Genomic DNA, 25275 nt, shown 5'->3' with positions numbered 1-25275 from the left:
TATCACCCTTTATCAACAATGGTCAGGGTAGACTGATTTTCAGCTAAGGAGGAAGGTAATGTTAGGTTGGGTAATTACCTGTCACGACGACCGGGCGCAAGAGATGTTGGATGCGCTGGAAAAAAAACATGGCGCACTTATCCAGTGCCGGGCGGTGAATTTCTGGCGCGGATTAAGTTCCAATATGCTCAGCCGCATGATGTGCGATGCTCTGCATGAAACAGATTCTGGCGATGGGGTTATCTTTTTAACCGATATTGCAGGTGCTGCGCCTTATCGTGTTGCATCGTTATTAAGCCACAAACATTCCCGTTGCGAAGTGATTTCTGGTGTCACGTTACTGTTAATTGAGCAGATGCTGGCCTACCGTGAAACGTTATCCAGTGCGGAGTTTCGCGAGCGAATTGTCGAACTGGGGGGGCCTGAAGTCAGTAGTCTCTGGCACCAACAACAAAAAAATCCCCCCTTTGTCCTCAAGCATAATTGGTTCGAGTATTAAATCGCATTCCGATTTTGCTACACTAACGGCGCTGTTTCTCGCCTGGTAGTTTTCTCATGATTAAAAAGATTATTTTTTTACTGCTGCTGGTTTCATCTGGTGTCGGCGCAGCGCTTCCCGCGCGTTATATGCAAACCACTCAGGATGCAGCTATCTGGGGAAAAATTGGCGACAAAACGGTAACCGTCGGCAACATTCGCGCCGGGCAGATTATTTCGGTCATCCCAACCGCTGCCGATTATTATGAATTCAATTTTGGTTTTGCTACGGGGTATATTGATAAAGGGCATCTGGAACCTGTACAAGGGCGGCAAAAAGTTGAAGATGGTCTGGGGGATCTGAATAAGCCACTGAGTAACCAAAATCTTATTACATGGAAAGATACTCCGATATACAACGCGCCTGATGCGGGTAGTGCGCCATTTGGCGTGTTGGCCGATAATTTGCGTTATCCCATTATTAATAAATTAAAAGATCGCCTGAATCAAACCTGGTATCAAATTCGTATTGGCGAACGACTGGCCTATATCAGTGCACTGGATGCGCAGCAGGATAACGGTATTCCTGTATTGACCTACCATCATATTTTACGCGATGAAGAGAACACCCGTTTTCGTCATACTTCGACCACGACGTCGGTGCGAGCTTTCAATAACCAGATGACCTGGTTGCGCGATCGTGGATATACCACGTTAACCTTGTATCAACTGGAAGGGTATCTGCGTAATTCGATGAATCTTCCGGCTCGCGCGGTGGTGCTGACGTTTGATGATGGCTTGAAATCAGTGAGTCGTTATGCATATCCCATTCTGAAACAATATGGCATGAAGGCGACGGCGTTTATTATTACCTCTCGCATCAAACGTCATCCACAGAAATGGAATCCGCAGTCATTACAGTTTATGAGTGTTTCTGAACTGCGTGATGTCAGCGATGTTTTTGATTTCCAGTCGCATACGCATTTTTTACATCGGGTTGATGGTTATCGCCGACCCATATTACTCAGCCGCAGTGAGCATAATATTCTGTTTGATTTCGAACGCTCTCGCCGGGCGCTAAACCAATTTAATCCTCGAGTCTTGTATCTTTCGTATCCATTTGGTGGATTTAATGACAAAGCGGTAACGGCGGCAAATGAAGCTGGATTTCATCTGGCGGTGACCACCATGAAAGGTAAAGTAAAACCGGGGGATAATCCGTATTTATTAAAGCGGCTGTATATTTTAAGGACAGATTCGCTGGAGACGATGTCGCGGCTGGTGAGTAACCAGCCGCAGGGGTGATTATCAGGCAACCTGTACCGGAATCGCTTTCGCGGTACGTTTCATTTCATTGTCGCCTTCAAAGTAGGCAACGTTGGGGCGCCAGGTACGGGCTTCTGCATCTGGCATAGTGACGAAGCTGGCGATGATGACAATATCGCCGACGCTGGCACAGTGGGCCGCCGCACCGTTGACAGAAATAATTCTCGAACCGCGTTCTGCCGCGATGGCATAGGTGGAGAAACGCTTGCCGTTGGTAACATTCCAGATATCAATGGCTTCGTTTTCGAGAATACCGGCTGCGTCAAGAAAATCCTGGTCAATGGCGCAAGAACCTTCATAGTGCAGGTCCGCATGAGTCACTTTCACGCGGTGGAGTTTGCCCTGCAGCATCGTGCGAATCATAACTTCTACCTTTCTACCCTGTCGTTAACGAAGCAGGCGATGCCTGCTTTGAGGAAATTCTCACGCAGTATTGCCCGATTTTTGATAAGTGTCTACTGATCTGGTGGCATTTGCACCAGCAGTTTGCGTACCGCGCCGAAGCTTGCCATGTAACGCCTGTAACCAATTGAAATTTCTCTGAACGCTACTCGGTAAACAACAAAGAGGCAGCAGACGACAGCGCATATTGGCCGGATACTTCCTTCACACAGGGCAACATGGAAGGCAGGGAAGATGGACGCACCGAGTACCACACCGCATGACGCGGTATTTAAACAATTTTTAATGCATGCGGAGACGGCTCGCGACTTTCTGGAGATACATTTGCCAGTGGAATTACGCGAACTGTGTGATCTCGACACGCTGCATCTTGAGTCGGGGAGTTTCATTGAAGAGAGCCTGAAAGGACATAGCACGGACGTGCTCTATTCCGTGCAAATGCAGGGCAATCTTGGTTATCTGCACGTTGTGATTGAGCATCAAAGCAAGCCGGATAAGAAAATGGCCTTTCGCATGATGCGCTATTCGATTGCTGCCATGCACCGGCATCTGGAGGCGGATCACGATAAGCTGCCGCTGGTGGTGCCAATTCTGTTTTATCAGGGCGAGGCCACACCTTATCCACTCTCAATGTGCTGGTTTGATATGTTTTACTCACCGGAGCTGGCGCGGCGCGTCTATAACAGTCCATTCCCGCTGGTGGACATCACCATCACACCGGATGACGAAATCATGCAACATCGGCGGATTGCGATTCTCGAACTGCTGCAAAAACATATTCGCCAGCGCGACTTAATGTTATTGCTGGAGCAACTGGTCACGCTGATTGACGAAGGGTACACTAGCGGAAGTCAGTTAGTTGCCATGCAAAACTATATGCTGCAACGCGGTCATACTGAACAAGCGGATTTGTTTTACGGTGTGGTGAGAGACAGGGAAACAGGAGGGGAGTCTATGATGACGTTGGCGCAGTGGTTTGAAGAGAAGGGAAGGCAGGAGGAAAGGCAGGAATTCGCCCAGCGTCTTTTGAGTAAAGGGATGTCTCGAGAAGACGTTGCAGAGATGGCAAATTTACCTCTTGCTGAGCTTGATAAGCTGATTAACTAAGTTATCTGCATTATCAGTTTTAGCCAGATAATTGTTATTGTTAACTGACCAGATAATTAAGGGAATCTATGGACATAAAGACACGGAGAGAAACCAGGCAGACGTTGGCGCAGTGGTTTGAAGAGAAGGGATTTCAGAAGGCGTATCAGGAGGCGTTTCAGAAGGGATATCAAGAGGGACTCCAGGAGGTAAGACAGGAATGCGCCCAACGTCTTCTGAGGAAAGGAATACTTCGTGAGGATGTTGCAGAGTTGGCAAATTTATCTCTTGCAGAGGTTGATAAGCTAATTAGCCTTAATTAAGTTACCTGTGTTATGACAGTTGACGTGGCAATGAATAACTGGCGCCATCAGCTGTAGCGCCAGTTAAGTATTACGCCAGCTCGATCATTTTGTTGTCGATCAGGCGAGCATCGCCAAGCCAGGCGGCTACCAGAATTACTGCCCGTTTGCTGTTTTCAGAGACTTCCAGCAGCGTGTCGGCATCGCGAATCTGAATATCATCAGCGCGGAAGCCTTTTTCATTCAGTTCTTGCCCTGCAATGGCAATAATCTCATCGAGATCCCGCTCTCCAGCCTGCAATTTGTCGGCAATCGAACTTAAAACTTTGTACAGACCGGGCGCAATTTTGCGTTGTTCCGCCGTCAGATAACCGTTACGGGAACTCAGCGCCAGACCGTCTTTCGCGCGCATAATCGGTACGCCGACAATCTCAATATCGAAGCCCATATCAGCAACCATTTTGCGTATCAGCGCCAGTTGCTGAAAGTCCTTTTCGCCGAAGCAGGCGATGTCCGGCTGAACCAGGTTAAACAGCTTGCTGACGATGGTCGACACGCCGCGAAAATGTCCCGGACGGCTGGCACCTTCCAGCATGGTCGAAAGGCCAGGAACATCAACATAGGTGTGGGTTTCGGTACCGTTCGGGTAGATCTCTTTTACCGAGGGCGCGAAAACCAGATCGACTTTGCGCTTGTTCAGTTTTTCGCAGTCTTCTTGCAAAGTGCGTGGATAGCGAGCCAGATCTTCCGGGCGGTCGAACTGCATCGGGTTAACGAAAATGCTGACGACTACCACATCGGCGCGGGCTTTGGCTTCGTCGACCAGTTTCATATGGCCATCGTGCAGGTTACCCATGGTTGGCACCAGCGCCACGCGCTTACCTTCCATACGCAGGCGGCGAATTTGCTGACGCAGCAGCGGCAGGGTTTCGATAATTAACACAACGTGACTCCTTAATGGAAACGGTGTTCTTCGCCCGGATAAACGCCGGACTCCACTTCAGCCATATACTGCCGCACAGCCGCGCGGATGTCGCCCGTTTCAGCGAGGAAATTTTTAGCGAATTTAGGAATGTGACCGCCGGTAATGCCAAAGGCGTCGTGCATCACGAGGATCTGCCCGTCGGTGACGTTGCCTGCGCCAATACCAATAACCGGGATCGCCAGTGCATCGGTAATGCGTTTTGCCAGCTCAACCGGCACACATTCCAGCACCAGCAGTTGTGCACCAGCGGCTTCTAAGGCTAATGCATCGCTGAGCAGTCGATCGCCCGCTTCATCGCCGCGCCCCTGTACTTTGTAGCCGCCGAAAATATTCACTGACTGCGGCGTTAAACCTAAGTGACCACATACAGGAACTGCGCGCTCGGTAAGCATTTGTACCGTTTCAACAAGCCACTCACCGCCTTCAATTTTGACCATATTGGCACCGGCACGCATAACCGTTGCGGCGTTTTCAAAGGCTTGTTCCGGCGTGGCATACGCCATAAACGGCAGGTCAGCCAACAGCAGGCAGTTTGGCGCGCCGCGACGTACCGCAGCGGTATGGTAGGCGATATCAGCAACGGTAACTGGCAGGGTGGAGTCATGCCCCTGAACCGTCATGCCCAGTGAGTCGCCTACCAGCATGACGTTAAGTCCTTCATCAGCAAAAAGTTTCGCGAAGCTGTAGTCGTAAGCGGTAATGGTCGCGAAACGTTTTTTTTCCTGTTTGTACTTCTGCAGTAAGGAGATGGTGGTCGGTTTCATAACGTATCCTGATGGCTAAAGTTAGATCCATTCGCATTCTAGCAGTCGATATCAGGCGGGCAATGGTTTTTAGTGTTATGAGGATATTCGCACCAGTGCAGAGTTCTGGTGCGAAATGGGGAGAAATCGCTTAATTATTCATAGGAAAAAGAGAAGGTTGCTTTACCCGTAAAATCACCCACGTCAACAACCCCACTTCCTCCATCTTTTACTAACTGTGCAGTGAAAGGAAAATACAGAAGATTGTTAGACCAGTTAGTGTAATTAAGAACCACAGCGTTGCTACCATCAGCATTTAATTGAAGTTTATTGTCATTGGCGGTCGAATAAATTTTGACACCAACTCCAGTTGCTGAGCCGGATGATTTTCCTATCAGTTTTTTATCAGGAGCCGCATTTTTCGCATTCAATTTAACAGTAATTTTGTTTGCGTAACAGAAATCTCCACGAATGGAAAAGGGTACTTCTCTGGTAATACCCTCGTTAATTTCAGAAATATATGAATCTCCTAAACTAACTTCATTGCCTTTAATATTTCCTTTTGTTGGATCCAACGCAATAGTAGTACAGGTAGGCTCTTCTACAGTAAAGTTTAATGAATCACTTTGCATAAGAAACCGAATTGTTGGTTGGAAACTAGGACCAATACGCCATAGGGCAATCGGTCCCGGCATAATCTTTCCACTGGAAACACCTTCCTGGGGTTTAAACTCAGGCGTATAATAGAGACGAAAACGTAGTGACCAATTATAATCGGTATCTGCCCACACCCACCAAACATCAGGGTTTGGTGTAAAGTTATCCTCTCCAGAAGGCAGGAGACGTAAATCAAGATTGATATTCGGTTTTTCACGTTGACCACAATTTGTACAGAGTAATTCTACTGAGTATGCAATCCCTTGAACAGTGGTTTTTAATAATGCAGCACCAACTTCATTAACATACCCCGTTTGCAAAGTGGCATCTGCAACATCAATAAAATGCACTGACTCATCACCAGCTGAGACTGCTTTACAGCCAATGCCTCCTCCTCTAAGAACAATAGGCACATCCCAGACCCCATCAGCCATTTCTGAAACGGAAGTTACCTGTTTCGTTACGACGTGATAGATTGAAGGGGAGATATCCATCGTATAATCCCCATTAGAACCATTTTCTATATAACACTCGGCCCCAGTATCAGCAAAAACATACCCAGAAAATATCAAAAAAAGAAGTATTGCATGGCATAGTTGAAGTAATGGATTGTTATTGTTTCTTTGCATAATGATCCTTATTATTCGTAATAAACGTTAACGACGACCTGACTTCTCACCATACCCGCTGTCGGGGGAGTGGTATCATCAATGCGCTGCATACGGGAATAAAACGTCCAGATTGATGGAATCACTTGATTTGACTGAATTGAATAAATGGCTTTTGATTTTCCGTCCGTACCCCGAACGTTGAATGTCTGTTCATTGGGTTGTGCTGAAAAAATAACAACGCCAACATTTTTTGCCCCGGTAGATTGCAACTCATATTCATTGCTAAAAACCTGATTATTTACCGAAGCAAAAGCCCCAACTTGTGGTTGAAAATCTAGTTTAATTTGCGACTGTGTGGTTTGTAGATTATCACAGGAAATAACTTTAACGGTGAATGTCTTGCCACCGGCATAGTCAGTTTCTGGTGTCACATTGTCGGAAAAATAGTCCAGTGTCACGGTGCCGAGATCGACAATATTATTGTCTACTGTCACCTGACAGGTACTGGAGACGATCTGTGCTGTGAGATCTACATCCTGACCTGCACTGCAAAAAGGAGCGCAGAGGGCTGTTGTCAGCCCTAAATAAAGTGCGAAATTATTATGCCTATTAAGCATTATAATATCCTTATCCATTGTTACTGATAAGTGATAGTAAAGGTCGCTGGAGAGAGGAAATCTCCAGGAGTGACATTTGCTACTGGCCCATTATCAGCAATAACCATTCGGGCACTTAAAATATAATCATAAGGTTTTGTCATGGTGGCAGTAGAAAGATCGGCTGTCAGGGCATTGGCACTAAAACAATTGAACGGCTCACTACCAGATCCCTCAGGAATATTGCTTGTCCATACTTCAACGGCAGCATTTGTTGCCGGACCATTGCTGGATTTATTGGCAAACGCAGCTGTGTTAGCTCCACTGCCTGCGCACCCTGGTGTCCTCGGGGTTAATTTTACTTTAGCACTTTTCCCTGGAATACCAGCACAACCGCTGAAACGAATTTTGAATACTTTAACTTTGCTTTTTGCGTAAAGTTCAGAAATATAAACATCACCAAATGCAATTGTAGATATAGAATTATTACTCGCATCAAGCAAGGTAGTGGTACAAGTACCCATCGTGATTTCACTATTTACTGTCAGGGAGGCTGAAGGCGTACCAGCCTCAGCGACATTTACAAAAGTAACGCCACTAACGATAACAGTACCAATCATTGTAGCTATAATTTTTATTTTCATGGTTGCGGTTCCTGTTATTCGTAGGTGAAGTTGAAGGTGGCCTTAGCCCGAAAAGTACCGGTATTCCCCATTCCTGCTGTAGTTTCGCGTAGCGCAACAGTAAGAGGTAGGCCATTGGCTTTATTGTCCGCTGACCATTCAATACTGAATGTATTATTTGGTGTTATAAAGGCAGAATCTGCGGTATCCCTGAGTTTGATGCCCATACCTATATTGGCTGCCGCTGAGGTAGTCGCTTCATTTTTTATTAATTTACCTGAAATTGATGCGCCCGATAGTTTTGTGTAAATCTTTTGATAACCGCTACTACATCCCGAAGCCACTAACTTAAAGTTGGCTTGTGCTAGTGTATTACCGGTGACTATTTTATCCAATCCAACGCTGGCAATAGTCAGACTATAATTATCGCCACCATCAGCATTAACTTTGGGGCCACCATCTTGAACGATAGTAATCGTACATGTAGTGGCTAATATGTTTGCAGTAAAATCGACATCAAGCCCATCTGCCGCAAAACTTATAGTAGGTAATCCAAAGCCTATTAGTACGGATGTTTTTAATATCCTTCTCATAAAATATTCCATATTAGTGGTTAGCCAACTGGCAGGTTAGATTATTCAATAATAAAGTATTGGTACTACCCAGCGTTTGCGGTTGTGCCGGGACGCGATACGGTAATTTGCAATCGATGGTGTGATTATTTTCAAACCAGCGCACAATTAATTCTCCGCTATCATTAATTCCGCGGACAAATGCCTGGCCACCCTGACCCATACTGCCGATCATTATGTCATCCTGGTAAACTTCTGCTGCAAACGGAATAGATTTTCCATTATTAGTGATGATATTTAATACGGCAGAACGCCCCTGATCCGTTTCAAAACTGGTCAGGATAATAGAACCACTGCGTGGAATTGTGGTGGCGCTGGTACTTTTAAGTTCTACGTCATTTTCCATTGTTTCAATATTCAGACCTACCTGGTTTTCCCGGTATGGGCTGACAGAAGACGTAATGGCATACCCCCAGCGATCAATTTCATCATTACTGTTATTAACTCGCGCACCCTTAGCACCCGGTGCTTTAATAACAACCAATGTGTCATTGCTGCTGAAACTATTATTGGTGTATGTCAGGCCACCACTGTGCAACACAAATCCACCATCGGTGCTAATTGAATATTGTTGATTATTGTCGCTGGTGGCAGACGCCGATGCGGAAATCCCTCCCCATGCAGACTCATAGCTGAGGTATCCCCCCAAAGAGGCAACATCACCGGATGCATTATCCAGACTATATCCGGTATTAACGCTGTAGCTCATTAAATGGTCTTCGCTGCTACCAGAACTACTGACGTTCATTTGATGAGAACCATTAAAGTCGGTATTGACCTGAGTATTCAGATTGCGAAAACCAGATGCACGACGTTTGCCACCAAAAATATTCTCCAGTGGAACACTTACGTTCAGGTACATTGCGTCGTCTTTATCGCCATCAGCATTCCAGCTACGTTGCAAGTTGACGCTGAAACTTCCCCACGAGACACTTTTACTGTAGCCCACGTTATATTCAGTGTGGTTATTGGCAGCGGCCCAATAATCTGTCCAGCTACCAGATAAATAGAGTGAACCGTAGTCTTCATAAGCAATATTCAGTGGCTGGTTTATACTGATGGTAAACTGATTTTTCATCCGCGAATAATTTCGCATGGTATTTTTATCTTCATCACCAGATGAATGATTTGCATCATCGATTAATGTCAAGGCATCATGCAGACCAAGATAATTCTGTGTGGAGTAACGATAGGCAGCAAGGTTAAATGAAGTGCCTGTTCCCTCGAAGAGTTTATTCCAGGTGATACGATAACTTTGCCCCTGATAGGTTTTATCATCGGGGATATCGGTACGGGAGTGAGTTACGTCTACTGCAAAAGCACCAATACCCGTATTGATCCCCAGGCCCAATAATCCGGCGATATAATCATTGTCAGTAACTTGTACTCCGGTATAGCCCGTTAACAGGTTATTAATACCATAGTAAAACGATGCCTGCGCCATGTTGGGTTCATGGTACAGGTTGTCATCAATGACCTGACCAGCACTGAAATCCCAACGTCCGACTCCTGGACGTTGCATCTGTACAACGGAGGAGAACGGTTGAGTAAATGAACGTGTAGAGCCATCGGCCTCTTCAATGGTGACAACCAGTTCACTACCAAACCCGGACGGGCTAATATCATCAATGGTGAATGCACCAGGCGGAACGGTTGCCTCATAGATTTTATACCCGTTCTGGGTAATGGTGACTTTAGCGTTAGTGTTAGCTACACCGCGGATAGTTGGTGCATAGCTGGCTAATACGGAGGGCAGCATACGGCTGTCACTGTAAAGGCGTAACCCGCGCACATTGACTGAGTCAAAAGTTTCACCGGTAGTGTAGGCATCACCAAGAATTATCTGTGAACGGATCGCTGGGATGTCGCGCTGAAGGTAACGATCCTGAAAATCAAAGTTGCTTCCGCCATCTTTTGACCAGTTATAGTTGCCGCGTGCGCGCAGATGCCAGGCACCTAAATTAATGCCAGAATTGAATGCGCCATAGATACTGTCTCTGTCTCGATTATCTGAATCGGTGTGGTACATGTTCAGTGAATAGGAGAGCATGGCAGCGTTTATCCCTGATTCCCACAAAGAAGGATCGACGTAACCGCCATAGCTTTTATACACATAAGCCTGAGGAACGGAGAGCTCCAGAAATTGCTCCCCACCGTCATAACGGATCTCTGCCTGATCAATTGATTTTACCAGATCCAGACAATCTCCTTCTTCGCCCTCTCTGGCTAGCAGGGTAACAGGTTGTTCTGGTTGCTTAATGTGCATCTGTGCAAGATTTTTACGGGTAATACAGGCAGCTGCGCTATTTTCACCAATATCAACAAAGGGCAGCTCTAAACTAGCGACAGATTTTTCATTTACAAATACACGGACGTTATAAACACCCGGTGGTGTTGGGTTTCCTTGTGTGTAACGTTTCACATCGATTGTTGATGATCCTGCTCCCATCAAAAACGAACTGTCATACTCTACACTTTCTGTTGCCGCGCCATTACCGCTATAGAACAAGGCGCAGCAGGCAGCTAGTATCGTCTTTTTCGGGGCACGGTTTTTATGATGAGTAAGCTTATACAAGATTGCATTCCTGGCGATATAAAAAGAATCCGTTTGGTTATTAGAGTGATGCAGAACCATCAATATTGCCGCCATAGTCATTGATGGCTTTGTAGACTATTTTTCCTGATGACACGTTACCTGCCAGCCCGGTAACGGCGAAGCTAGCCTGACTAAAAGGAGCGACCATGCTGGAGTCTACGGTGTAGGTTTTGCCGCCGCTCTCCAGAGTGGTATCGTTGAATGAAACGTAGTAAGGCGTTGGGTTATTTACCTGTACCTGTGCGTTGCTTAACTTCCATGTCAGTTTTGCGGGCGCTTCGGCTGGTTCACCCTGTAAGCCACTGGGGCGATAAAAGAGTTTGATGCGGGTACGGAAAGCTAGTTGTAATAAGTTTTTGTCAGACTCTGCATCTTTTGGTTTAGGCGGTACTTCCAGCACGTTAAACCAGAAAACACTTTCTCTGTCCGCAGGAAGTGTTGTTGCCCCGGTAAACATCACTTTTACTGTTTGTCCGCGTTTGGGTTCAACACGTGAAACTGGCGGTGTGGCGGTAAACGGTACTTTGATTTGGCTGGGATCTGCATTGTCGTCACCTGTATCCAGCCAGTTTTGAATTAATAAAGGACGATTTCCTTTGTTTTCCAGGCGAACGTTAACATCTTTTTTATCAGCGTTATAAATGATACGCGTACCGGAAATAATAATATCGGCAAATACTGGAGTACTGGCTAAGAGAGTACTCATAAATAATGCACTAACGGTTTTTTTTACGAAGGGAAACATAAGCACTCCTTGCCTCAATGTAGGTATACACATAAGAGAAAAATAAGGTTTGCCTTTCAGGCAAACCTTATACTCAGATAATGAACTATTACTGGTAAGTAATGGTGTACAAGGCATTAGTGGTAACGTGACCTGCAGTAACATCCTGGCTGTTCGGCGCTTTTACATAGGAAGCATTGAACTTGTACTGACCATCACCTTCTGAATCTAAATTCAGCAGGTGTTTTTCAGCAGAATTGTTCATGTTGACCAGTTTAGTATCAGCGCTACCATCCTGTTTTTGCATATTATGCACAGCAATATTGACGTTTTTTGACGGCTGAATACCGTTAACAGTCACGTTCATATTGTTATTCAGTGTACCACTTGTGTTTGCGTAGCTGGCTGAACCCATGGTTAAAGCTGCGACATTGACAGTGCCTGGTGCACAATCAACGGTAATCATAAATTCTTTAGGCAGTAAACCAACGGTGTTTGCACTTACTTCTGCAAACGTATCGCTGACGTTAGCAGTATCCAGCGTAACTACGCCATCGGTAGTGATGCTGTGTTTGCCTTCATCAACAACACCGACTTTACAGGTTCCGGATTGCACCAGACCGTTAAAATCGATATGACCACCATCTACAGCCAGTGCAGATCCTGAAGTGAAAACCAGAGTGGCCGCGAGAAGTGCTTTTTTCATTACATGTATCCTTACAAAAAATATTAGTTAATGTAGCTGGCGGATAATACTGATTATGTGGTTGTTATGTAAGAGGGGGGTGATTATTATTTGGTTGAATGTATTTATTTAATTTATTGGTTTGTTTGTTTTAATTGATTTTTTAGTGAAATGTAATTGAATTTATTTGTTTTTTGTATGATTAATGATGTCAAGTTAGATAATTTGAAAGGTGATTGTAGAATAATTAATGTGGGAAAATTCAAGTTTATGTTTATGATAAGAAATAATTTCTTTTGGGAGGGGATGGTATATCTACTATCATCAACTACTTTTTGAGTTTATTTGTAAATATAAATTATTCAAATTACCAGATTGCAGGTTGTGAAGTGTTCAGAATATTAAGTATATTTTGCAACGATGCGCCATCAGGAAAAACCAGCTCCGGCGCAATCTCAAACAGCGGCCACAGCATAAATCCACGATTTTTCATATCGTAGTGCGGAACGGTGAGTCGTTCGGTATTAATCGTTTCATTACCGAATAACATAATGTCTAGGTCCAGCGTGCGTGGCCCCCAGCGTTCAGCTTTGCGGACGCGACCTTGCTGCAACTCAATACGCTGTGTGTGATTGAGTAACTCTTCAGGGGCAAGAGCGGTTTCCAGCGCTACGGCTGCGTTTAAGTAATCGGGTTGATCTTGCGGCCCCAGCGGTGGGGTACGGTAAAACGAAGAAACGGCAAGAATGCGGCTTTCCGGAATGTCACCTAATGCTTTCACGGCAGCATTGACCTGCTCCAGCGGAGAGGCCAGATTGCTGCCTATGGCAATATACGCCACCGTCATGCGGTACCCTCGCGACGCGGCGCGCGTTTGCGCGGACGGCGAGTACGACGGCGCGGTGTTGGATCTTCATCCAGCTCGTTGAGCATCCCTTTTTGGTCTGGTGGCGCAGAAACCTGGAACTCACCCCACCATTTCGCCAGACGTTGCAGCTCGGCGTTGCGTTCCACTTCAGCACGCAGGGACAGCAGGTCGTAGGCGGCGCGGAATTTCGGATGCTCCAGCAGTTTCCATGCCCGTTTGCCCTGACGACGGGACATACGCAGCTGCAGCTGCCAGATATCGCGAGTTAGCGTAGTCAGACGTTTCGGGATTGCCAGTGAACGGCAGGCTTCGTCCAGCACGTCGTTCATCGCCAGCGCGAAAGCGTCGTGATAGGTCAGGCCGCTTTCCTGAGCAATTTTCTGCGCTGTTTCCAGCAGTGGATACCAGAACATGGCGGCAAACAAAAACGCCGGGTTAACGCGCATATCGTTATGAATACGCGTATCGGTATTCTTCAGTACCTGCTCAATGATCCGCTCCATTGGGCTGTCGCCATTTTCCGTGAAGTAACGGGTAATGGTCGGGAACAGCGGCTGGAACAGATTATATTCACACAGCAGTTTATAGGTTTCGTAACCGTAGCCCGCTTGCAACAGTTTAAGAGACTCTTCAAACAGGCGTGCTGGCGGAATATCGTTGAGCAGAGTAGCAAGGCGTGGGATCGGCTCGGCAGTTTCTGGGCTGATGCGCATCCCCAGTTTCGCGGCAAAACGTACTGCGCGCAGCATACGTACCGGATCTTCACGGTAGCGCGTTTCCGGGTTCCCAATCAGGCGGATAACACCGTCTTTCAGATCCTGCATGCCACCAACGTAATCACGGACGGTAAAATCCGCGACGCTGTAATACAGACTATTAATAGTGAAATCGCGGCGCTGGGCGTCTTCTTCGATGGAGCCGAAAATGTTGTCGCGTAGCAACATGCCGTTTTGCCCGCGCTGAGAAGTCGTGCGGTCGCTGACATTGCCTTCGTGGTGACCTCGGAAGGTGGCGACTTCGATAATTTCCGGGCCAAACATCACATGAGCTAGACGGAAACGGCGACCTACCAGGCGGCAATTACGGAACAATTTGCGCACCTGCTCAGGCGTGGCGTTGGTGGTCACGTCAAAATCTTTCGGCTTTTTGCCAAGTAACAGGTCGCGTACGCCGCCGCCAACCAGCCAGGCTTCGTATCCCGCTTTATTGAGCCTGTACATTACCTTCAGGGCATTTTCACTGATATCTTTGCGGGAAATAGCATGCTGCTCGCGCGGGATCACCGTCACCTGTGGACGGGCGACTGCCTGTTCAGCTTCGCTCTCCTCGCGGCTCAACACCTTGCGGCAAAAATTAGCGACTCGGGTAAAAATAATACACCTCGGTAGTGTCAAACATCATTCAGGACAAAAAAATAGCGGCTAATCATAGCTCAGCATGACGCATTTGAGAATGTTGAATTTACAATTGCCGACTCTGGCACGGCGGTCAGCGTCCAGTTTTTGACGGCTGACTGAAGGATTTGCTCTACGCTGTAATCCTGCCAGTGCGCTTCTGCCTGCTGACCCAGAAAATGAAGTGCCGCGATTAGCACAGGGCGCGGATCGCCTTTCGGTAACGCAGGCGCATGATTCTGCTTGGAAAGTTTAGTGCCTTGTGCGTTTAGCGCCAGCGGTAAATGAATGTAATCTGGCACCTGCCAGCCAAAAAGCTGGTACAGCGAGATTTGCCGCACTGTCGGTTCAATTAAATCTGCCCCACGAACAATTTCTGTGACGCCCTGGAAGTGATCATCGACCACCACCGCCAGGTTATAGGCAAACAAACCATCACGACGATGAATAATAAAATCTTCTCGCGCCAGTTTTTCGTCGGCGTGAATAATTCCGCGTAGTTGATCAGTAAACTGCGTGACCGGATACAACTGCCGAATACGCACAGCCGCGTTGTCTGGTCCATGATGCAATGTTCGGCAATGACCATCGTAAATACCGCCAATGCTTTGGATACGCGCACGCGTGCAGGTGCAGTAATAACTTAGCTCTTGCTCATGTAACCAGGCGAGTGCTTCGCGATAGGCGTCGTGACGTTGGGATTGCCAAAGAACATCGCCGTCCCAGTGCAGGCCGTAATGTTCCAGCTGGCGCAGGATAGTTTCTGCGGCACCGGGAACTTCACGAGGCGGGTCGATATCTTCAATGCGTACCAGCCAGCGACCTTGCCGGGCGCGAGCCTGCAAATAGCTGCCAAGCGCAGCGATCAGAGAGCCAAAATGAAGTTCGCCGGAAGGTGAGGGGGCGAAGCGACCAATATACTGTGTGTCTGTCATCTCTTTGAACAAAAAATAAGGCGGGAGTATTTCCCGCCTGTGGTAAACGTGATGGAACGGCTGTAATTAGCCAGCCATCTGTTTTTCGCGAATTTCAGCCAGCGTTTTGCAGTCGATGCACAGATCGGCTGTCGGGCGCGCTTCCAGACGACGAATACCAATTTCAACACCGCAAGATTCGCAGTAGCCGAAATCTTCGTCTTCCACTTTTTTCAGCGTCTTCTCGATCTTTTTGATCAGCTTACGCTCGCGATCGCGGTTACGCAGTTCGAGGCTGAACTCTTCTTCCTGGGCTGCACGGTCTACCGGGTCCGGGAAGTTGGCTGCTTCATCCTGCATATGTGTAACGGTGCGATCGACTTCATCCCTGAGTTGATTACGCCATGCTTCCAGAATACGACGGAAGTGCGCCAGCTGGGCTTCGTTCATATACTCTTCGCCCGACTTCTCCTGATATGGCTCCACCCCAGCGATGGCGAGAATACTCAGGGACGATGTTTTACGGTTTTGCCCTTCTTGCATGTTGCTTCTCCTTAACACGCACTATCGATCCCCATGTTCGGGGGAAAAATGAGGCCGCTATAAATAGCAGATGCTTTTCCGGATAGCAATTATCTAAACGTAACACTTGACAACTGTGTGAGGAAAAGCGTATTTGCGCACGCGACCAGAATGTAAATTAACCAGTTACTTACACTACTACAATGTAACCGGCAGTGATTTTTTAAGAGCCATACCTTCAGCAGAAAGTTCCGCTTTATAAGCCAGAATTTCTACTCCCCTCTGTTGTGCTTCTGACAATAGTTGCGCGTATTTCTCATCGATGTGGCGCGCGGGTGAAAACCGTGTAATGGCTGAATGCAGTACAGCGAAAAAAATCACCGCTCGTTGGCCTTCAGCCGCTACGCTCATCAACTCCCGAAGATGTTTCTGCCCACGTTGGGTAACCGCATCGGGAAAGTAACCTTGCTCATTTTCCGCTAACGTAACCGATTTCACTTCAATATAGCAGTCAGGTCGAAACCTCGCCTGTAACATGAGGTCAATACGACTGCGCTCGGCACCGTATTTTACTTCGCTTTTCAGCGAGCTATAGCCTGATAGCTCCGAAATTTCCCCATTAAGGATAGCCTCTTTCGTCAATCTATTCGCCCAAAGCGTATTAACGCAAATAAATGCGCCGCTTTGGCTTTGGGTTAATTCCCAGGTGTGCGGGTATTTCCGTTTTGTATTGTCGGAAGTCGAATACCAGACGGTATCGCCAGGCGTTGCACAACCGGTCATCGCGCCAGTGTTGGGGCAGTGTAGCGTCAATTCACGACCATCAGGTGTGATCACATCGGCTAAAAAGCGTTTATAACGCTGAATTAGCGTGGCGCGCTGTAAAGGAGGAGAAAATTCCATTATGACAATCCTTTTTATTGCGTCAGCGTCCAGCGTTTGAGCTGTGTGTAGCGTGTACGCCCACGGGCAAACGAGGAAGCATAAAGAGTGAACTCCTTCACCTCATATGACCAATTAAAACCAGGCGGTGGGATTGTTACCGCCTCGCTGGCGTCGCGCAATAAGGTGATATGCGGATGAAATGGTCGATTGCTTTGAAAACAACCACTGCGTGCTGCCTGAGAACGAAGCATATTCGCCAGTTGGATTAAGCCGCGCGGCGGCTGGCGCATACCCAACCATACCACGCGTGAACGCAGCCACTGACCTGCGTCATCAAGCGTGAGTGTAAAACCGGGTTGACGAATTCGCCCGGCCAGCAGTGAGAGCGCCTTCTCTTTGTCTGCGCTTACTTCGCCTAAAAACGCCAACGTCAGATGCAAATTCTCAGCAGCAACCGGGCGGCCCGCTTCAGGTGGAAACTGTGCGGCGCGCCAGTGAATAATCTGTTCGCGGATTTCAGCAGGTAGGTCAATGGCAAAGAACAGCCGTTGCGGTTCAGACATGTCAGGCACTCGGTTATGAATTACCGCGATGCTACAATGTGGCGCGAAGAATGTTAACCCTCTGGAGCGTTTTGTGTCGTCGTTACCCGTTGCAGCCGTCTTACCTGAATTACTTGCCGCCCTCGATTATGCGCCGCAGGTGTTATTAAGTGCGCCGACCGGAGCCGGAAAATCGACCTGGCTACCGCTGCAACTGCTGGCGCATCCAGGGATTCACGGGAAAATCATCCTGTTGGAGCCACGTCGACTGGCGGCGCGTAACGTTGCGCAACGCCTGGCGGAGCTGCTGAACGAAAAGCCTGGCGACACAGTTGGCTACCGGATGCGTGCGCAAAACTGCGTCGGGCCGAATACTCGTCTGGAAGTGGTCACCGAAGGCGTGTTGACGCGCATGATCCAGCGCGACCCAGAACTGAACGGCGTGGGGCTGGTGATCCTCGATGAATTTCATGAACGCAGTTTGCAGGCGGATTTGGCGCTGGCGTTGTTACTCGATGTGCAACAAGGTCTGCGCGATGACTTAAAGCTGCTAATTATGTCGGCTACGCTGGATAACGATCGCTTGCAGCAGATGCTGCCAGAAGCGCCCGTTGTTGTTTCCGAAGGGCGCTCGTATCCGGTGGAGCGCCGCTATTTGCCGTTGCCTGCACACCAACGCTTTGACGAAGCAGTAGCTGCCGCTACCGCCGAATTGCTGCGCCAGGAAACTGGGTCATTACTGTTATTTTTACCTGGTGTCGGAGAAATTCAGCGCGTGCAGGAGCAATTGGCGTCACGTATCGGCAGTGATGTGTTGCTCTGCCCGCTGTATGGCGCGTTGTCGCTGAACGATCAGCGAAAAGCTATCCTCCCTGCGCCGCAAGGAATGCGCAAAGTGGTGCTGGCGACCAACATCGCTGAAACCAGTCTAACCATCGAAGGTATCCGTCTGGTGGTGGATTGCGCCCAGGAAAGGGTAGCGCGCTTTGATCCGCGTACGGGTCTTACTCGGTTGATCACTCAGCGCGTTAGCCAGGCGTCGATGACGCAACGTGCCGGGCGCGCCGGGCGTCTGGAGCCAGGTATTTGCCTGCATTTAATCGCTAAAGAGCAGGCGGAACGCGCCGCAGCGCAAAGTGAACCGGAGATCTTACAAAGCGATCTCTCCGGTTTGTTGATGGAATTACTGCAATGGGGATGTAGCGATCCGGCACAGATGAACTGGCTGGATCACCCGCCAGCGGTGAATCTACAGGCGGCGAAACGTCTGTTACACATGCTGGGGGCGCTGGACGGTGAACGGCTTAGTGCGCAAGGGCAAAAAATGGCGGCGCTGGGTAACGATCCGCGTTTAGCGGCAATGCTGGTGAGTGCGAAGAGCGACGATGAAGCGGCTACCGCCGCAAAAATTGCCGCCATACTCGAAGAACCGCCACGGATGCGGAATGGCGATCTTGGCGTGGCGTTCTCGCGTAATCAACCAGCCTGGCAGCAACGTAGTCAGCAACTGTTGAAACGCTTAAACGTTCGCGGCGGTGAGGAGGACAGTTCGCTTATTGCGCCGCTACTCACCCGAGCGTTTGCCGATCGTATTGCTCGTCGGCGTGGGCAAGATGGTCGCTATCAACTGGCGAACGGCATGGGGGCGATGCTGGATGCCGACGACGCGTTAAACCGCCACGAATGGCTGATCGCACCGTTATTATTGCAGGGCAGCGCCTCGCCGGATGCGCGGATTTTGCTGGCGCTGCCGGTCGATATTGATACGTTAGTAGAACGTTGCCCGCAACTGGTGCATCAGTCTGACACTGTGGAGTGGGACGACGCTCAAGGCACGCTGAAAGCCTGGCGTCGGCTGCAAATTGGCCAGCTCACGGTAAAAGTGCAGCCACTAGCGAAACCTTCGGAAGAAGAATTACATCAGGCGATGCTTAACGGTATACGCGATAAAGGATTAAACGTCCTCAACTGGACGCCAGAAGCGGAACAGCTACGCCTGCGTTTACTGTGCGCTGCGAAGTGGTTACCAGAGTATGACTGGCCAGCGGTCGATGACGCGAGTTTATTGGCGACGCTTGAAACGTGGTTGTTGCCGCATATGAGCGGCGTACATTCGCTACGTGGCCTGAAATCAGTCGATATTTACCAGGCGCTGCATGGATTACTCGATTGGGGAATGCAGCAACGTCTGGTGAGTTCCCTGCCTGCGCATTACACTGTGCCGACGGGAAGTCGGATCGCCATTCGTTATCATGAAGATAACCCGCCTGCGCTGGCAGTAAGAATGCAGGAGATGTTTGGCGAAGCCACCAATCCGACAATCGCCCAGGGGCGTGTGCCACTGGTGCTGGAGTTGCTTTCACCCGCCCAAAGGCCGCTGCAAATCACGCGTGATTTGGGGGCCTTCTGGAAAGGGGCGTATCGTGAGGTGCAAAAGGAGATGAAAGGGCGTTATCCCAAACACGTCTGGCCGGACGACCCGGCGAATACCGCACCAACGCGGCGGACGAAAAAGTATTCGTAAGGTTGGTAAACGGGCATAGGGGCAATGTGCGCGCTGATGCCCTCACCCCGGCCCTCTCCCACAGGGAGAGGGAGAAAAGCATTTTGAGAGATATCTTCTTCTGTATAGCAACAGAAGAACAGAAAATCGGGCTTTTGCGCCTGAATATTGCGGAGAAAAAGCATGGCCGGGAATGACCGCGAGCCAATTGGACGCAAAGGGAAACCGACGCGTCCAGTCAAACAAAAGGTAAGCCGTCGTCGTTACGAAGACGACGATGATTACGACGATTATGATGACTATGAGGACGAAGAACCGATGCCGCGCAAAGGAAAGGGCAAAGGAAAAGGGCGTAAGCCTCGTGGCAAACGCGGCTGGTTATGGCTGCTGCTAAAACTGGCTATCGTTTTTGCCGTGCTGATCGCCATTTACGGCGTTTATCTCGATCAAAAAATTCGTAGCCGTATTGATGGCAAGGTCTGGCAGTTGCCAGCGGCGGTCTATGGCCGAATGGTTAACCTTGAACCAGATATGACCATCAGCAAGAACGAGATGGTGAAACTGCTGGAGGCGACCCAGTATCGTCAGGTGTCGAAGATGACCCGTCCTGGCGAATTTACCGTGCAGGCCAACAGCATTGAAATGATCCGCCGTCCGTTTGATTTCCCGGACAGTAAAGAAGGGCAGGTGCGTGCGCGTCTGACTTTTGATGGTGATCATCTGGCGACCATCGTCAATATGGAGAACAACCGTCAGTTCGGTTTCTTCCGTCTTGATCCGCGCCTGATCACCATGATCTCCTCACCAAACGGTGAGCAGCGTCTGTTTGTGCCGCGCAGTGGTTTCCCGGACTTGCTGGTAGATACCTTGCTGGCGACAGAAGACCGTCATTTCTACGAGCATGATGGCATCAGCCTCTACTCCATTGGACGTGCGGTGCTGGCAAACCTGACCGCCGGACGCACGGTGCAGGGGGCGAGTACACTGACGCAACAGTTAGTGAAAAACCTGTTCCTCTCCAGCGAACGTTCTTACTGGCGTAAAGCGAACGAAGCCTATATGGCGTTGATCATGGATGCACGTTACAGCAAAGATCGCATTCTTGAACTGTATATGAACGAGGTGTATCTCGGTCAGAGCGGCGACAACGAAATTCGTGGCTTCCCGCTGGCGAGCCTGTACTACTTTGGTCGCCCGGTAGAAGAGTTGAGCCTTGACCAGCAGGCGCTGTTAGTTGGCATGGTGAAAGGCGCGTCGATCTACAACCCGTGGCGTAATCCGAAACTGGCGCTGGAGCGACGTAACCTGGTGCTGCGTTTGCTGCAACAACAGCAGATTATCGACGGCGAACTGTATGAAATGCTGAGTGCGCGACCGCTGGGCGTACAGCCACGCGGCGGAGTAATCTCTCCTCAGCCAGCCTTTATGCAGCTGGTGCGTCAGGAGTTGCAGGCGAAACTGGGCGATAAGGTGAAAGATCTCTCTGGTGTGAAGATCTTCACTACTTTTGACTCAGTGGCCCAGGATGCGGCAGAAAAAGCTGCCGTAGAAGGCATTCCTGCACTGAAGAAACAGCGTAAGTTGAGCGATCTGGAAACGGCGATTGTCGTCGTTGACCGCTTTAGTGGCGAAGTCCGTGCGATGGTTGGGGGGGCTGAACCGCAGTTCGCGGGCTATAACCGTGCGATGCAGGCGCGTCGTTCGATTGGTTCACTGGCAAAACCAGCGACTTACCTTACGGCGTTAAGTCAGCCGAAAATCTATCGCCTGAACACGTGGATTGCTGATGCGCCAATCGCGCTGCGTCAGCCGAACGGTCAGGTCTGGTCACCGCAGAACGATGATCGTCGCTATAGCGAAAGCGGCAGAGTGATGCTGGTGGATGCGTTGACCCGTTCGATGAACGTGCCGACGGTGAATCTGGGGATGGCGCTGGGACTGCCTGCGGTTACGGATACCTGGATCAAACTGGGCGTGCCGAAAGACCAGTTGAATCCAGTTCCGGCAATGTTGCTGGGAGCGCTGAACTTAACGCCAATCGAAGTGGCGCAGGCGTTCCAGACTATCGCCAGCGGCGGTAACCGCGCGCCGCTTTCTGCGCTGCGTTCGGTAATCGCGGAAGATGGTAAGGTGCTGTATCAGAGCTTCCCGCAGGCGGAACGCGCAGTTCCGGCGCAGGCGGCGTATCTGACGCTGTGGACCATGCAGCAAGTGGTGCAACGTGGTACAGGGCGTCAGCTTGGGGCGAAATATCCAAATCTGCATCTGGCAGGGAAAACGGGTACTACCAACAACAACGTTGATACCTGGTTTGCGGGCATTGACGGCAGCACGGTGACCATCACCTGGGTAGGCCGCGATAACAACCAGCCGACTAAGCTGTACGGTGCCAGCGGGGCGATGTCGATTTACCAGCGTTATCTGGCTAATCAGACACCAACGCCGCTGAATCTTGTACCGCCGGAAGATATCGTGGATATGGGCGTGGATTACGACGGTAACTTTGTTTGCAGCGGTGGTATGCGTACTTTGCCGGTCTGGACCAGCGATCCGCAATCGCTGTGCCAGCAGAGTGAGGTACAGCAGCAGCCGTCAGGCAATCCATTTGATCAGTCTTCACAGCCGCAACAGCAACCTGCTCAACAGCAGCAGAAAGACAGCGACGGCGTGGCAGGCTGGATCAAGGATATGTTTGGTAGTAATTAACGTCTAAGCGTGACATACCGGATGGCGAGTAGCCATCCGGTAAAATAACATCCCTCCAAAAGCATTAACCCTTTCTTTTCATCTGGTTATTTATTGACCCTTTGGTTGGATCTCTGATGGGTACTGCTTGCTATCGTCTCGCCGTTTCGAATATTATTTTATCTTTATAATAATCATTCTCGTTTACGTTATCATTCACTTTCATCAGAGATATACCAATGGCGCGTTCCAAAACTGCTCAGCCAAAACACTCGCTGCGTAAAATCGCAGTTGTAGTAGCCACAGCGGTTAGCGGCATGTCTGTTTATGCACAGGCAGCGGTTGAACCGAAAGAAGACACTATCACCGTTACCGCTGCACCTGCGCCGCAAGAAAGCGCATGGGGGCCGGCTGCAACTATTGCGGCGCGACAGTCCGCCACCGGCACCAAAACAGATACGCCGATTCAAAAAGTGCCACAGTCTATTTCTGTTGTGACCGCCGAAGAGATGGCGCTGCATCAGCCGAAGTCAGTTAAAGAGGCGCTTAGCTACACCCCTGGCGTTGCCGTGGGAACCCGTGGCGCATCCAACACTTACGATTACCTGATCATCCGTGGTTTTGCAGCTGACGGTCAAAGCCAGAACAACTATCTGAATGGCCTGAAGATGCAGGGCAACTTCTATAACGATGCGGTCATCGACCCGTATATGCTGGAGCGCGCTGAAATCATGCGTGGTCCGGTATCTGTGCTGTACGGAAAAAGCAGCCCTGGCGGCTTGCTGAATATGGTCAGCAAGCGCCCGACCACCGAACCGCTGAAAGAAATTCAGTTTAAAGCAGGGACTGATAGCCTGTTCCAGACCGGTTTTGATTTCAGCGATGCGCTGGATGATGATGGCGTTTACTCTTATCGTCTGACCGGACTTGCGCGCTCTGCCAATGCCCAGCAAAAGGGCGCGGAAGAGCAGCGTTATGCTATTGCTCCAGCGTTCACCTGGCGTCCGGACGATAAAACCAATTTCACCTTCCTTTCTTACTTCCAGAATGAACCGGAAACCGGTTATTACGGCTGGTTGCCGAAAGAAGGGACCGTCGATACGCTGCCAAACGGTAAGCGTCTGCCGACTGACTTTAACGAAGGGGCGAAGAACAACACCTATTCTCGTAATGAGAAGATGATTGGCTACAGCTTCGACCACGAATTTAACGACACCTTTACTGTGCGTCAGAACCTGCGCTTTGCTGAAAACAAAACCTCGCAAAACAGCGTTTATGGTTACGGCGTCTGCTCCGATCCGGCGAATGCTTACAGCCAGCAGTGTGCATCTTTAGCGCCAGCGGATAAAGGCCATTATCTGGCGCGTAAATACGTCGTTGATGATGAGAAGCTGCAAAACTTCTCTGTTGATACCCAGTTGCAAAGCAAATTCGCCACTGGCGATATCGACCACACCCTGCTGACCGGTGTCGACTTTATGCGTATGCGTAATGACATCAATGCCTGGTTTGGTTACGACGACTCCGTGCCACTGCTCGATCTGTACAATCCGGTGAATACAGATTTCGATTTCAATGCCAAAGATCCGGCAAACTCCGGCCCGTACCGCATTCTGAATAAGCAGAAGCAAACGGGTATTTACGTTCAGGATCAGGCGCAGTGGGATAAAGTGCTGGTCACCCTGGGCGGTCGTTACGACTGGGCGGATCAAGAATCTCTTAACCGCGTAGCGGGAACGACAGACAAGCGTGATGACAAACAGTTCACCTGGCGTGGTGGCGTTAACTACCTGTTTGATAACGGCGTAACACCGTACTTCAGCTATAGCGAATCGTTTGAACCTTCTTCACAGGTCGGGAAGGATGGTAATATTTTCGCACCGTCTAAAGGTAAGCAGTACGAAGTCGGCGTGAAATACGTACCGGAAGATCGCCCAATTGTGGTGACTGGCGCGCTGTATAATCTCACCAAAACCAACAACCTGATGGCGGATCCTGAGGGTTCCTTCTTCTCGGTTGAAGGTGGCGAGATCCGTGCGCGTGGCGTAGAGATCGAAGCAAAAGCGGCGCTGTCGGCGAGTGTTAACGTGGTCGGTTCTTATACCTATACCGACGCGGAATACACCACCGATACCACCTACAAAGGCAATACGCCTGCGCAGGTGCCAAAACACATGGCTTCTCTGTGGGCTGATTACACCTTCTTTGACGGTCCACTTTCAGGTCTGACGCTGGGTACTGGTGGTCGTTATACTGGCTCCAGCTACGGCGATCCGGCGAACTCCTTTAAAGTGGGAAGTTATACGGTCGTGGATGCGTTAGTGCGTTATGATCTGGCGCGAGTCGGTATGGCTGGCTCCAACGTAGCGCTGCATGTTAACAACCTGTTCGATCGTGAATACGTCGCCAGCTGCTTTAACACCTATGGCTGCTTCTGGGGCGCAGAACGTCAGGTCGTTGCAACCGCAACCTTCCGTTTCTAATTTTCTCTTTGGGGCACGGATTTCCGTGCCCGCT

Annotated in this window: 23 protein-coding genes; 7 read left to right on the top strand and 16 right to left on the bottom strand. The window is 49.4% G+C overall.

All coding sequences use genetic code 11. The annotated features are described in order from the left end of the window. Positions 1–58 precede the first annotated feature (58 nt). Together FEK66_RS03195 and FEK66_RS03190 are read left to right on the top strand one after the other, a co-directional pair. The gene (locus FEK66_RS03195; RefSeq protein ID WP_130260735.1) at positions 59–499 is read left to right on the top strand and encodes a PTS sugar transporter subunit IIA; all 441 of its coding nucleotides are present in this window, start codon (positions 59–61) and stop codon (positions 497–499) included. A 56-nt stretch (positions 500–555) separates the two neighbouring features. Continuing rightward, a complete protein-coding gene (locus tag FEK66_RS03190) occupies positions 556–1782 on the top strand; it encodes a polysaccharide deacetylase family protein (RefSeq protein WP_130204963.1) in 1227 nt (408 codons plus the stop codon). A gap of 3 nt (positions 1783–1785) precedes the next feature. On the opposite strand, the gene panD is transcribed toward FEK66_RS03190, so the two are convergent. Then, positions 1786–2166 carry an aspartate 1-decarboxylase gene (gene panD / locus FEK66_RS03185; RefSeq protein ID WP_000621508.1) on the bottom strand — a complete coding sequence of 127 codons (381 nt, stop codon included), beginning with the start codon at positions 2164–2166 and terminating at the stop codon, positions 1786–1788. Positions 2167–2439: 273 nt separating this feature from the next. Between panD and rpnC the strand changes: the two genes are divergently transcribed. Then, complete coding sequence (gene rpnC, locus FEK66_RS03180) at positions 2440–3312, top strand: recombination-promoting nuclease RpnC (protein ID WP_135493467.1); 873 nt, start codon at positions 2440–2442, stop codon at positions 3310–3312. Positions 3313–3380: 68 nt separating this feature from the next. After that, positions 3381–3614 carry a hypothetical protein gene (locus FEK66_RS03175; protein ID WP_135493468.1) on the top strand — a complete coding sequence of 78 codons (234 nt, stop codon included), beginning with the start codon at positions 3381–3383 and terminating at the stop codon, positions 3612–3614. A gap of 70 nt (positions 3615–3684) precedes the next feature. Here the strand turns inward: FEK66_RS03175 and panC are convergent, their stop codons facing one another. From panC to thpR, 15 genes are all read right to left on the bottom strand, one after another. Further along, positions 3685–4536, bottom strand: coding sequence for a pantoate--beta-alanine ligase (gene panC / locus FEK66_RS03170; protein WP_131161231.1), 852 nt, complete (start codon positions 4534–4536; stop codon positions 3685–3687). 11 nt (positions 4537–4547) lie between these two features. After that, the gene (gene panB / locus FEK66_RS03165; protein ID WP_138211410.1) at positions 4548–5342 is read right to left on the bottom strand and encodes a 3-methyl-2-oxobutanoate hydroxymethyltransferase; all 795 of its coding nucleotides are present in this window, start codon (positions 5340–5342) and stop codon (positions 4548–4550) included. Between the two features lie 134 nt (positions 5343–5476). Continuing rightward, the gene (locus FEK66_RS03160) at positions 5477–6607 is read right to left on the bottom strand and encodes a fimbrial protein (protein ID WP_135406064.1); all 1131 of its coding nucleotides are present in this window, start codon (positions 6605–6607) and stop codon (positions 5477–5479) included. An 11-nt stretch (positions 6608–6618) separates the two neighbouring features. Then, entirely contained in the window at positions 6619–7206 is a 588-nt protein-coding gene (locus FEK66_RS03155) for a fimbrial-like protein (protein WP_138158442.1), read from the bottom strand. A gap of 20 nt (positions 7207–7226) precedes the next feature. Then, positions 7227–7829 carry a fimbrial protein gene (locus FEK66_RS03150; RefSeq protein ID WP_135406065.1) on the bottom strand — a complete coding sequence of 201 codons (603 nt, stop codon included), beginning with the start codon at positions 7827–7829 and terminating at the stop codon, positions 7227–7229. 14 nt (positions 7830–7843) lie between these two features. Then, positions 7844–8401, bottom strand: a complete 558-nt coding sequence (locus FEK66_RS03145; RefSeq protein ID WP_135406066.1) for a fimbrial protein — start codon at positions 8399–8401, stop codon at positions 7844–7846. Between the two features lie 13 nt (positions 8402–8414). Continuing rightward, on the bottom strand, positions 8415–11015 hold the full coding sequence (locus FEK66_RS03140; RefSeq protein WP_135493469.1) for an outer membrane usher protein: 2601 nt from the start codon (positions 11013–11015) through the stop codon (positions 8415–8417). A gap of 40 nt (positions 11016–11055) precedes the next feature. Then, positions 11056–11781, bottom strand: a complete 726-nt coding sequence (locus FEK66_RS03135) for a fimbrial chaperone (RefSeq protein WP_130260745.1) — start codon at positions 11779–11781, stop codon at positions 11056–11058. A gap of 88 nt (positions 11782–11869) precedes the next feature. After that, the gene (locus FEK66_RS03130) at positions 11870–12466 is read right to left on the bottom strand and encodes a fimbrial protein (RefSeq protein WP_130260746.1); all 597 of its coding nucleotides are present in this window, start codon (positions 12464–12466) and stop codon (positions 11870–11872) included. Between the two features lie 346 nt (positions 12467–12812). Then, on the bottom strand, positions 12813–13292 hold the full coding sequence (gene folK / locus FEK66_RS03125; RefSeq protein WP_130260747.1) for a 2-amino-4-hydroxy-6-hydroxymethyldihydropteridine diphosphokinase: 480 nt from the start codon (positions 13290–13292) through the stop codon (positions 12813–12815). Beyond that, complete coding sequence (gene pcnB, locus FEK66_RS03120) at positions 13289–14686, bottom strand: polynucleotide adenylyltransferase PcnB (protein WP_205712810.1); 1398 nt, start codon at positions 14684–14686, stop codon at positions 13289–13291. The genes folK and pcnB overlap by 4 nt, the downstream gene beginning before the upstream one ends. A 59-nt stretch (positions 14687–14745) precedes the next feature. Then, complete coding sequence (gluQRS, locus tag FEK66_RS03115; RefSeq protein WP_135383394.1) at positions 14746–15642, bottom strand: tRNA glutamyl-Q(34) synthetase GluQRS; 897 nt, start codon at positions 15640–15642, stop codon at positions 14746–14748. A 66-nt stretch (positions 15643–15708) separates the two neighbouring features. Then, the gene (gene dksA / locus FEK66_RS03110) at positions 15709–16164 is read right to left on the bottom strand and encodes an RNA polymerase-binding protein DksA (protein ID WP_032270415.1); all 456 of its coding nucleotides are present in this window, start codon (positions 16162–16164) and stop codon (positions 15709–15711) included. A gap of 177 nt (positions 16165–16341) precedes the next feature. Beyond that, positions 16342–17046, bottom strand: a complete 705-nt coding sequence (sfsA, locus tag FEK66_RS03105) for a DNA/RNA nuclease SfsA (protein ID WP_130204989.1) — start codon at positions 17044–17046, stop codon at positions 16342–16344. A 14-nt stretch (positions 17047–17060) separates the two neighbouring features. Continuing rightward, positions 17061–17591: an RNA 2',3'-cyclic phosphodiesterase gene (thpR, locus tag FEK66_RS03100; RefSeq protein ID WP_131161225.1), complete on the bottom strand. Its 531-nt coding sequence runs from the start codon at positions 17589–17591 to the stop codon at positions 17061–17063. 73 nt (positions 17592–17664) lie between these two features. Here thpR and hrpB point away from each other — a divergent pair, with 73 nt between their 5' ends. The 3 genes from hrpB (at position 17665) to fhuA (ending at position 25241) form a co-directional block, all read left to right on the top strand. Further along, positions 17665–20094: an ATP-dependent helicase HrpB gene (gene hrpB, locus FEK66_RS03095; protein ID WP_135493470.1), complete on the top strand. Its 2430-nt coding sequence runs from the start codon at positions 17665–17667 to the stop codon at positions 20092–20094. Between the two features lie 162 nt (positions 20095–20256). Further along, positions 20257–22779, top strand: coding sequence for a bifunctional glycosyl transferase/transpeptidase (gene mrcB / locus FEK66_RS03090; RefSeq protein ID WP_130257830.1), 2523 nt, complete (start codon positions 20257–20259; stop codon positions 22777–22779). Between the two features lie 218 nt (positions 22780–22997). After that, positions 22998–25241, top strand: a complete 2244-nt coding sequence (fhuA, locus tag FEK66_RS03085; RefSeq protein ID WP_135406072.1) for a ferrichrome porin FhuA — start codon at positions 22998–23000, stop codon at positions 25239–25241. Positions 25242–25275: the final 34 nt, after the last annotated feature.

The organism is Escherichia sp. E1130, assembly GCF_005781065.1.
In the GTDB taxonomy this organism is placed as follows: domain Bacteria; phylum Pseudomonadota; class Gammaproteobacteria; order Enterobacterales; family Enterobacteriaceae; genus Escherichia.
The sequence above is the reverse complement of the archived record's forward strand: the minus strand, read 5'-3'. Positions and strand labels throughout refer to the sequence as shown.